Consider the following 9534-nt stretch of genomic DNA (forward strand, 5'->3'; position numbering starts at 1 on the left):
AACCTGCTGTTACAATGCCGCCTCTGTGAAATCTGAAATCAGGAGCACACGGTGCCCGTCGTTTTCGTCGCCGCTTCCAAGCTGCCTACCCCTTTTGCCACGTTCACCATGAGCGGCTTTCTTGAAGAAGCCACCGGGCGCGAGCACGTTGTGCTCAGCCTGGGCGACATCGCCGATGGCGAACCCGTGCTTGGCCGTCTGCACTCTGAGTGCCTGACCGGCGATGCGTTGTTCAGCCAGCGCTGCGACTGCGGCTCGCAGCTCGAAGCCGCGCTGCAGGCCATCGCCCGGGAAGGTCGTGGCGTGTTGCTGTATTTGCGTCAGGAAGGCCGCGGCATTGGCCTGCTGAACAAAATCCGCGCCTACGAATTGCAGGATGGCGGCGCCGATACTGTGGAAGCCAACGAACGTCTGGGTTTCGCGGCCGATCAGCGTGACTACGCGATCTGCCTGCCGATGCTTGAGCACCTGGGGGTCAAATCCCTGCGCCTGATGACCAACAATCCGCGCAAGGTCAAGGCCTTGACCGACATGGGCATCACCGTGGCCGAGCGCGTGCCGCTGCACACGGGGCAAAACCCGCACAACAAGCTCTACCTGGCGACCAAGGCCAGCAAGCTCGACCACATGATGGGCAACGAGCATCAGGGTGAGGTAGACCGCGCGTGACCCGGGGCCAGGTCAAGCGTCGGCTGTCCGTCAACTGGTGGCAGTATCTGGCCTTGGCGCTGTTGCCCTTGTTTGTGATCAACCTGGTGTTTGGCCAGGCTGAATCCTTGCTGCCGGTGTTGGCCATGCCGTTCTTTATCGCGGGTGTGGCCTCGATGTTCCTCAGCCTGCGCTACTTCAACGGCTATAAACACGCGTTGATCGCCACCTCCAAAGCCCTCGATACCGCCGAAGAACCCGGCGCCTGGATCACCCTGGCGGCCCGTCGCCGTACGGCGCTGCTGGTGGCCGCGCTGCCCGCGTGGATCGGTGCGCTGGCGGTGTTCGTCGGCCTGGAGGCGGTGCCGTTGTTTCTGTTGGCGCTGTCGACGATGGTGCTGTTTTATCTCTACCGCATCCCGCGTCAGTTGGGATGATGCGCCGCTGGCTGGCGCTGCTGGTGTTGGTGCTGAGTGCCCAAGCCCTGGCGGCCGAGCGGGTGGTCAGCCTGGCGCCGTCGCTGTCGGAAATCGTGATGGAACTGGGTGCCGCCGACCTGCTGGTGGGCCTGCTCGACGGTGGCGAGCGCCCGGCGGCATTGGCGCAGGTGCCTTCCGTGGGGCGTTACGGGCAGTTGGACATGGAACGCCTGCTCAGCCTCAAGCCGGACCTGATCCTACTGTGGCCCGGCAGCGTCGGCCCGGCCCAGCGCGCGCAGTTGCAGCGTTTGAATATCCCGGTGTACGTCGCCGAACCCCACAATCTCGAACAACTCACCACCCAGGTTCAGGCCATCGCCGAGCGGCTTGGGCGTGCCGACGCCGGCCGGCAATTGGCCGAGCGGTTGCGCCAGCGCCTGGCCGAACTGCGTCAGCGCTACCGACGTGCCGAACCTTTTCGAGTGTTTTACCAGGTGTGGAACTCGCCGCTGTACACCGTGGGCGGTGGGCAGATCATCAGCGACGCGTTGACGGTCTGCGGCGCACGCAATGTGTTCGACGACCTCAAACTGCCGGCGCCGCAAGTCAGTATCGAGTCGGTGTTGCAGCGCAATCCCGAGCTGATTCTGGTCAGCGATCAAGCGCAAATGGACGCCTGGAAAGCCTGGCCAACCATGGCCGATCGCGTACGGCAGGTGCCCGATAAAGGCCTGGAGCGGCCCAGTGGGCAGATGCTGGAGGCGGTGGGGCGGTTGTGTCAGGTGATTGCGCCGGACCTTTGAGTGGCCTCAAATTTCTGGGGTCCAGGTCACGCCAAATAGCCACACTCGGCCTTCTTCGCGGTAATCCTGATTGTTTATAAACGCCGGATCGTTATAGCTATAGCGCGCCCGGGTGTAGGACTTGTCCAGCACGTTATCGACCTTCAGCGACAGCGCCACTTCTCGATTGATCGCCCAACGGCTGCGTAGCCCAAGTAATGCATAACCGTCCAGGCGTTGTGCATTGTCGGCATCGTCATAGCTGTTGCTGATTGCGTGCCAGCTGGCGCCGAGGCCGAGTTGATCGAATTGCCGGTCCAGGTCCAGGCTCAACGTTCGCCGTGCGCGCCGGGCCAGGGTATGGCCGGTGCTACGGTCGCGCGGGTCGATAATCGACAACCCCAGATTGCCCTGCCAGCCGAACAGGTCCTGCTTGAGCGCCGCTTCCATGCCGTTGATACGCGCCGACGCCACATTCTGCGGCTTGCCCGTGCTGTCGAGGATGATTGCGTCGCTCAAGTCCGTGCGGTACAGCGAGGCCTCCAGGCGCGTGCTGTCACTGAGCTGGCTGCGCCACTGCAATTCGTAGCTCTTGGAGGTTTCGGGTTGCAGGTCGGGGTTGCTGTACCGCGTGTCGGGGTAATACAGGTCGTTGAAGGTGGGGGCGCGAAAGCCTTCGCTGTAGCTCAGCAACACATCATTGTCGGGGTTGATCGGCAAGGTCAGCGTGCCGCTCCAACTGTTCTGCGCGCCGAACTGCTGATTCTGGTCACGGCGCAGGCCCAGTTCCGTGGAAAACCACTCACTGTGAAAGCGATGCTGCACAAAGGCCGCGCGGTTCCAGCGGCTGTTTTCACTGAACGCGGTGGAGCCGTGGAAGCGGTCTTCATACCAGTCACCGCCGAGGATCAGGCTGTTGTGTTCGTCCAGGGTCAGGTCGTTCTGCCAGTTGACCGAGTCGCGGTAGGTGTTGAACACGCTGAAGTCGTCGCTGAGGGTGTCGCGCTTGGTGTCGCGGTTCTCGCTGTGGCCCAGTTCCAGGCGTGACTGCCAGCGCGGGTTGAACGTGGCATCGAGGTAACCGCTGGCACTGCTGACGGTGTAATCGGTGTAGGGCTTTTGCCCCAGCGTCTGGCCGCTGGCGGCGTCGTAGCGGCCGAAACTGTTGTCGTACTCCGACTTGCCCCGGCTATCGAGCAGGTTGAAACCCGCCTCCAGCGCCTCGCTGAATGAATGGCTGAGGTTAAGACTGAGGGACTGGTTACGGTAAGCATCGTGGTCGCCGTCAGTGGGAAAGGACGCGTGGGTCGAGTTGATGCCAGCGGTTTCGTCCAGGCTTGCGCCCAGGTTGAACCGCGTGTGTTCATCCCCGCCTGACAGACCGAGGCTGCGTTGCCAGGTCTGAAGACTGCCAAAGCCCAAGGTCAGACGTGGCTGCAAGCCTTGCTCGGCGTTGCGTCGGGTGAAGACTTGAATTACCCCGCCAATTGCATCGCTGCCGTAGATCACCGAGCGCGAGCCGCGCAGCACTTCCACGCGCTCGATCTGATCGACACTGATGTATTGCAGGCCGCTATCGCCGGAGGTGGTATTGGCGATGCGCTGGCCGTCCACCAGCACCAGGCTTTGAGCGGACTTGGTGCCGCGCAGGTAGATCCCCGGCAAACTGCCGCGCCCGCCGGTGGGCGCCACTTGCACGCCAGGCACGCGGTTGAGCAGGTCGGTAAGGCTGGTAGGTTGCAGGCGGTCGATATCGTCGCGGGTGAACACCGTGTTGGCGGCGCTGCTGTCATTGCGCGCCTGGACCTGGCGGTTGGTGCTGATGACGATATCGGGGAGTTTCAGCGCATCGTCGCGGGTGTCGGCGAGCAATTGCGGGGAGGGCAGGAGCAGCAAGGCAAAGTACAGGTGTTTCATGGGCTGTCCATGGCGTTGAGAAGGGCACAAATCAAATATGGGAGGGGGCTTACCCCCTCCCACACTCCTTTGGTCCCGGTTTCTACAGGCCCAGCAGCGCCATGCGGTTGCGCACAGAGGCTTCAACCCCGGCCTCATCCAGCCCGCATTCGGCCAGCATCTGCGCCGGCTTGGCATGTTCGACGTACACATCCGGCAAGCCCAGGTGCAGCACCGACTTGAGGATATTCTCCCGCGCCAGGTACTCGCTGACCGCTGCACCGGCGCCGCCCATGATGGCGTTTTCTTCCACCGTGACCAACAACTCGTGACTGCCGGCGATCTCGCGCACCAGCGCTTCATCCAGAGGTTTGACGAAGCGCATGTCGACCACCGTGGCGTCGAGCTTCTCGGCGACTTTCAAGGCTTCGGCCAATTGCACGCCGAATACCAGGAACGCCACCTGGCTGCCCTGGCGACGCACGACGCCCTTGCCGATCTCGATGGGCTCCAGGTCTTTTTCGATCACGGCGTTCGGGCCGTTGCCGCGTGGGTAACGCACCGCAGCCGGGCCGTTGTACAGATGGCCGGTACTGAGCATCTTACGCAATTCGTTTTCGTCGCTCGGCGTCATCACCAGCATGCCGGGGATGCAGCGCAGGTAGGACAAGTCGAAACTGCCGGCGTGGGTCGGCCCGTCTTCGCCCACCAGGCCGGCGCGGTCGATGGCGAACAGCACGTCGAGGTTCTGCACCGCGACGTCATGCACCAGTTGGTCGTAACCGCGCTGCAGGAAGGTGGAGTAGATCGCGACCACGGGCTTGGCGCCTTCGCAGGCCATGCCGGCGGCGAACGTCACCGCGTGCTGCTCGGCAATCGCCACGTCGAAGTAGCGCAGCGGGAAACGCTCGCTGAACGCCACCAGATCAGAGCCTTCCTTCATCGCCGGAGTGATGCCCACCAGGCGCGAGTCGGCGGCGGCCATGTCGCACAGCCACTCGCCGAACACCCCGGAATACTTCGGCCCGCTGGCCTTTTTCGGCGCGGCGGCGGGAGCGTCCAGCGGTTCGAGCTTGGTGATCGCGTGATAACCGATCGGGTCGACTTCCGCCGGGGCGAAGCCTTTGCCTTTTTTGGTGACGATATGCAGGAACTGCGGGCCCTTGAGGTCACGCATATTGCGCAGCGTGGCGATCAGGGTCGGCAGGTCGTGGCCATCGATGGGGCCGATGTAGTTCCAGCCCAGTTCCTCGAACAAGGTGCCGGGCACCAGCATGCCCTTGGCGTATTCTTCGGTGCGCCGGGCAATTTCCCACGCGCCGGGCAGACGCGAGAGTACCTTTTTGCTGCCTTCGCGCATGCTGGCGTACGTACGGCTGGAAAGGATCTTGGCCAGGTAGTTGGACAAGCCGCCGACATTGCGCGAGATCGACATGTCATTGTCGTTGAGGATCACCAGCATGTTGGCGTCCACTTCCGGCGCGTGGTTCAGCGCTTCGAACGCCATGCCGGCGGTCAGTGCACCATCGCCGATCACGGCAATCGCTTTGCGATCACTGTTTTGCAGGCGGGCGGCAATCGCCATGCCCAGTGCCGCACTGATAGACGTGCTGGAGTGGCCGACGCCAAAGGTGTCGTACTCGCTCTCCGAACGACGCGGGAAGGCGGCGACGCCGTCCTTCTGGCGCAGCGTGCTCATGCGTTCGCGACGGCCGGTGAGGATTTTATGCGGATACGCCTGATGGCCCACGTCCCACACCAGCCGGTCGTCCGGGGTGTCGAACACGTAATGCAGGGCGATGGTCAGCTCGATGACGCCCAGGCCGGCACCGAAATGCCCACCGGTCTGACCGACCGTGTAGAGCAATTCCAGGCGCAATTCATCGGCCAGGGTTTCCAGCTCGGCTTCACCCAGACGACGCAGGCCGTCCGGCGTGGCAGCACGGTCGAGCAGGGGCGTGGACGGGCGCTTGCGGGGAATCTCTTGAAACGTCGTGGGCATCAGGCGAATCGTTATAGGTATAGAAAGAGGCGGCAGTTTACCTCAAGCATCGCAAACTGCCCACGCGGAGCGCCGAACTTGGCCGATATGCGGCCGTAATGGCCGTGGTTATCAGTGGCGGCGTTCGACGATATACCGCGCCAGGTTACGCAACGGCTCGGCCGCCGCGTCGAAAGGTCGCAGGGCCGCCAGGGCCTGGTCGCGCAGTTCCAGGGCGTAGGCCTTGGCAGCATCGAGCCCGAGCAGCGCAGGATAGGTCGGCTTGTCCCGGGCGATATCGGCGCCCTGGCGTTTGCCCAGGGTGGCGGTGTCACTTTCCACGTCGAGAATGTCGTCCTGCACCTGGAAAGCCAGGCCGATGGCCTGGGAGTAGGTCTGCAAGGCCGCCAATTGCGCAGGCTGCGCATGGCCGCTGGCCAGCGCGCCCAACTGCACGGCGGCCTCTATCAGCGCGCCGGTCTTGTGGCGATGCATGTGTTCGAGTGCTTTTTGATCCAACTTGAGACTGACCGAGCCCATGTCGATGGCCTGCCCGCCGACCATCCCGGCCGGGCCCGCAGCCTGCGCCAGTGTGGTGACCATGCGCAGGCGGATCTCGGCGTTGACGCTGCTCAGGCGCGGGTCCAGCAATGCGCTGAACGCCAGGCTTTGCAGGCCATCACCGGCCAGGATGGCATAGGCTTCATCGAAGGCTTTATGAGTGGTGGGCTGGCCGCGACGCAGATCGTCGTCGTCCATGGCCGGCAAATCGTCATGTACCAGGGAATACGCGTGAATCAACTCCACCGCGCACGCGGCGCCATTGGCCTGCTCGGCCGGCGCGCCCAGCGCTTCACAGGCTGCGTACGCCAGCAAAGGGCGCACGCGCTTGCCGCCATTCATCACGCTGTAACGCATGGCTTCATAGAGGCGATTCATTTCCGGGCTTGGCGCTACGAACAAGGGTTCCAGCGCCGCATTCACCCGGGCTTGGCTACTGGCCTGATACGCGTCGATCATTCCGGCTGTTCCGCGTCGAAAGGTTCTTCGGCCAACTCCCCGTCACGTTCCAGCAACACCTGCACCTTCTGCTCCGCCTGCGCCAACGCGCTCTGACAGTCGCGGGTCAGGCCGATGCCTTGCTCAAACGCTGTCAGCGAGTCCTCCAGCGACAACTCGCCGTTCTCCAGACGCTCGACCAGAGCTTGCAGGTCAGCGAGGGATTGTTCGAAATCGAGTGCAACTTTTTTGCGGGCCATGGCGGCTATTCCGGTAGACGGTAAACCGGCGCGACACTAGCAGACATGGGGATTCTGGGCAAATGAGCGGGGTGTCACTTGCCTGCTGTATTGACCTGATAACGCGTGCTGCGGCCGCCTCCGGGCAGACGAACCAAGCAGTTTTTTTCCAGCAGGTCAGCCAGGTGTCGCGTCGCTGTCGCCTTGGATACCTTTGCCACCGCTTGGTACTGCGCTGCGCTGATGCCGTGTTCGAAGCCCTTCTCATCACCGTCGAGCAGGCGATTGAGGACCTTGATTTGTTCAGCAGACAAAGGGAGGTCGCGGTGTTGCTGCCAGAACCGACTCTTTCCCAGCACTCGGTCAATCCGCGCCATTGCCTGCTGCACGCTGCGTAACAGGGTTTTAAGGAACCACTCCAGCCAGTCAGTGATATCCAGTGAGGCCTTCTGGCTGGATTCCAGTGCGTTGTAGTAGCCGGTGCGGTCTTCGAGGATGCTGGCTGACATGGCATAGAAACGGATGGCCTGGTGTTCACCCTGGGCCAGTGCCAAATCGGTGATAGCGCGTGTCAGGCGACCATTGCCGTCATCGAAGGGATGCAGTGTGACAAACCAGAAGTGCGCGACGCCGGCGCGTACCAGCGGGTCCAGTTCCGGCTGATCGCGGCTGGTTTCGAACCACTCCAGAAAATCCGCCAGTGCCTGCTCCAGTCCCAGACGTGGCGGGGCCTCGAAATGCACGGTCGGCCGATCAAGCCGGCCCGACACGACTTGCATTGGCTCATCTCCCCTCAAGGATCCAATATTGAGCGCTCGAGCGGTATAGCCCGCTTCCGGGACCGGGAACAATAAGTGATGCCATTTCAATAGGCGGGCGAGGGTAAACGGCTGGGTGAATTGTTGAGTGGCATCCATCATCAACTCGGCGAGGCCTTCGCTGCGGCGGCTTACCTGACCGTCTTCCATCGCTTCCAGGCCCATCCGCCTTGCCAGGGACGAGCGCACCGAGCCGACATTCAACTGTTCACCCTCAATCGCCGAGGACGTCAGGATATTTTGCAGCAGCGCATCCAGTTCATTCTGTGCGCTGACTGGCTGGCTGACGGAGCCGAGCATGCCCAGCAATTTGCCCTGGGCTTGTCCGCAATCGCGCAGCAACGCCGCGAGGCGACCGGGTTGCCAGTGGAAGTGCGGCCAGTCGGCGTGTTGCCAGATCCAGTGCGGATGAGCCATGGTGGAATGCCTGGGGTGCGTGAGCCGAATAAAGGGGTTATTCGGCTCATTTGGTGAGCCGATTGTGCTGCGGATTTGGCTCAGGGTCTAGGCTGGTGGTGGGTGTTTTCGTGAGCACGCCATAAAGTCCACCTTCTAGGCCGAAATCTAGTGACGGATGCTGTACTCTCCGATTTTTCAGGAGCAGTCATCCATGATGCGTCCCGACATCAAAGTCGAATGAGTGTGTCTCTATACCAAGCCATTAGGTGACGTTCTGCTCAGATATTTGTTGGATAAAGACAAATGTCAGTTGAGCTCACTTCGAAAAAAGCTGGATTAGCGAGTGATTAGCTCATCAAACTCAATGTTTTAGTTGCGCTATGGAGAAATGGTAGAAATTGACCATTTACCAAGTACATGTATCAAGCTAAAAGAAGAAAAATAGCCCTGTGTGGTTCTTGATTGCGATTGTGTTCAGGTGGATCAATTTTTTCATTACTGATGAGTTTTCAGGCGTCAGGTGGTCTTTAAATATCGCTAGCGCCTTGATGAGGTCCTCGTTGGTATTGATACTCTCATCTTCGTAGTCGTCAATTATTTTTCCCAGGGTGTTATTTATAGTTTCCACTGCGCCAGAGATCAGTAGTTTTTTATAATCTTCATCGGTGAGGTGAATGGTTTCAAGCAGAGAGTCCGGGCAATCATTTATGTCCAATAACCTCATGGCCTCTAGCGTGAGTGGGACACAAATCATCTTCATTGTTTTAGTTCCTTATTGAAATGGGTTGCTTCATTGTATTCACTTTGTGTTCTGCCCATTTGCTTTCCTGAAGGAGATGTCTTGTTGTTGGGCACGACGCCTTCAAGGCTTAAGTATCGTCTCGATCCCGGCAATGATGGGTCGTAGATTCTAAAGTAGTTTCCATTGATGTCCTCTACAACTTCAATTCCATTTAGAGGGTTCTTATATATTTTTTTGCCTTTGTCTGTTGTGGTTACAGTTGGATCGGTGCCGGCAAATTTGACAATGTTTTCACTCAGGCTAGCTGTTTTCCAATTCGCTGAATATTTAGCTGATCGCTCAGCTCCTCCTGTTTTGGGTAATACAGCATCTCCTTCATCAGCTTTTACAGTTTTGGCCGGTTCATTAGCAGCTACCTCTGGCTTACAACCGTCTCCCCCGGGGCAGGTGTTTAAGCCTAACGGATCTACCCATCCTGTAGGGTTTAGAGCGTACTGGTAGGAGTTGATCCCACCCGCCAACTTCACCGGGTCTGGCGTCAGGTAGCGACCAATATCCGGATTGTAGTAGCGATGGCGGTTGTAGTGCAGGCCACTTTCTTCGTCGAAGTA

General features: G+C 60.2%; 10 protein-coding genes. 3 read left to right on the forward strand and 7 right to left on the reverse strand.

What is annotated here, in order from left to right:
- The first annotated feature begins 51 nt into the window (after window positions 1-51).
- Genes ribA through ACFZPT_RS24570 form a run of 3 tightly spaced genes read left to right on the forward strand, consistent with a single transcriptional unit; the run spans window position 52 to window position 1870 of the window.
- A complete protein-coding gene (gene ribA / locus ACFZPT_RS24560; protein WP_034100961.1) occupies window positions 52-669 on the forward strand; it encodes a GTP cyclohydrolase II in 618 nt (205 codons plus the stop codon).
- Window positions 666-1085, forward strand: a complete 420-nt coding sequence (locus ACFZPT_RS24565; RefSeq protein WP_034100960.1) for a hypothetical protein — start codon at window positions 666-668, stop codon at window positions 1083-1085. Before ribA ends, ACFZPT_RS24565 begins: the two co-directional genes overlap by 4 nt.
- Window positions 1082-1870 carry a cobalamin-binding protein gene (locus ACFZPT_RS24570; RefSeq protein WP_034115243.1) on the forward strand — a complete coding sequence of 263 codons (789 nt, stop codon included), beginning with the start codon at window positions 1082-1084 and terminating at the stop codon, window positions 1868-1870. Before ACFZPT_RS24565 ends, ACFZPT_RS24570 begins: the two co-directional genes overlap by 4 nt.
- A gap of 6 nt (window positions 1871-1876) precedes the next feature.
- Here the strand turns inward: ACFZPT_RS24570 and ACFZPT_RS24575 are convergent, their stop codons facing one another.
- The 7 genes from ACFZPT_RS24575 to ACFZPT_RS24605 all read right to left on the reverse strand — a co-directional run.
- On the reverse strand, window positions 1877-3766 hold the full coding sequence (locus ACFZPT_RS24575) for a TonB-dependent receptor domain-containing protein (RefSeq protein WP_034115242.1): 1890 nt from the start codon (window positions 3764-3766) through the stop codon (window positions 1877-1879).
- A gap of 82 nt (window positions 3767-3848) precedes the next feature.
- Window positions 3849-5747, reverse strand: a complete 1899-nt coding sequence (gene dxs / locus ACFZPT_RS24580; RefSeq protein WP_034115241.1) for a 1-deoxy-D-xylulose-5-phosphate synthase — start codon at window positions 5745-5747, stop codon at window positions 3849-3851.
- Between the two features lie 111 nt (window positions 5748-5858).
- Complete coding sequence (ispA, locus tag ACFZPT_RS24585; RefSeq protein WP_034100956.1) at window positions 5859-6746, reverse strand: (2E,6E)-farnesyl diphosphate synthase; 888 nt, start codon at window positions 6744-6746, stop codon at window positions 5859-5861.
- Window positions 6743-6985 (reverse strand): exodeoxyribonuclease VII small subunit, encoded by a 243-nt coding sequence (locus ACFZPT_RS24590; RefSeq protein WP_003194556.1) that lies wholly within the window; start codon window positions 6983-6985, stop codon window positions 6743-6745. Before ACFZPT_RS24590 ends, ispA begins: the two co-directional genes overlap by 4 nt.
- A gap of 74 nt (window positions 6986-7059) precedes the next feature.
- The gene (locus ACFZPT_RS24595; protein ID WP_034115240.1) at window positions 7060-8199 is read right to left on the reverse strand and encodes a Fic family protein; all 1140 of its coding nucleotides are present in this window, start codon (window positions 8197-8199) and stop codon (window positions 7060-7062) included.
- Between the two features lie 409 nt (window positions 8200-8608).
- On the reverse strand, window positions 8609-8941 hold the full coding sequence (locus ACFZPT_RS24600; RefSeq protein ID WP_034115239.1) for a hypothetical protein: 333 nt from the start codon (window positions 8939-8941) through the stop codon (window positions 8609-8611).
- A partial coding sequence (locus tag ACFZPT_RS24605) for an RHS repeat-associated core domain-containing protein (RefSeq protein WP_379555904.1) occupies window positions 8938-9534 on the reverse strand: 597 nt, incomplete at its 5' end. The genes ACFZPT_RS24600 and ACFZPT_RS24605, both read right to left, overlap by 4 nt.

The organism is Pseudomonas sp. MD330_10 (assembly GCF_042610415.1).
In the GTDB taxonomy this organism is placed as follows: Bacteria; Pseudomonadota; Gammaproteobacteria; order Pseudomonadales; family Pseudomonadaceae; genus Aquipseudomonas; species Aquipseudomonas rhodesiae.

Excerpts from the sequence above, each read along its gene's own strand:
- ACFZPT_RS24600 (WP_034115239.1), bottom strand. The coding sequence starts at position 8,941 with ATGAAGATGATTTGTGTCCCACTCACGCTAGAGGCCATGAGGTTATTG.
- ACFZPT_RS24595 (WP_034115240.1), bottom strand. The coding sequence starts at position 8,199 with ATGGCTCATCCGCACTGGATCTGGCAACACGCCGACTGGCCGCACTTC.
- ispA (WP_034100956.1), bottom strand. The coding sequence starts at position 6,746 with ATGATCGACGCGTATCAGGCCAGTAGCCAAGCCCGGGTGAATGCGGCG.
- dxs (WP_034115241.1), bottom strand. The coding sequence starts at position 5,747 with ATGCCCACGACGTTTCAAGAGATTCCCCGCAAGCGCCCGTCCACGCCC.
- ACFZPT_RS24570 (WP_034115243.1), top strand. The coding sequence starts at position 1,082 with ATGATGCGCCGCTGGCTGGCGCTGCTGGTGTTGGTGCTGAGTGCCCAA.
- ACFZPT_RS24590 (WP_003194556.1), bottom strand. The coding sequence starts at position 6,985 with ATGGCCCGCAAAAAAGTTGCACTCGATTTCGAACAATCCCTCGCTGAC.
- ACFZPT_RS24575 (WP_034115242.1), bottom strand. The coding sequence starts at position 3,766 with ATGAAACACCTGTACTTTGCCTTGCTGCTCCTGCCCTCCCCGCAATTG.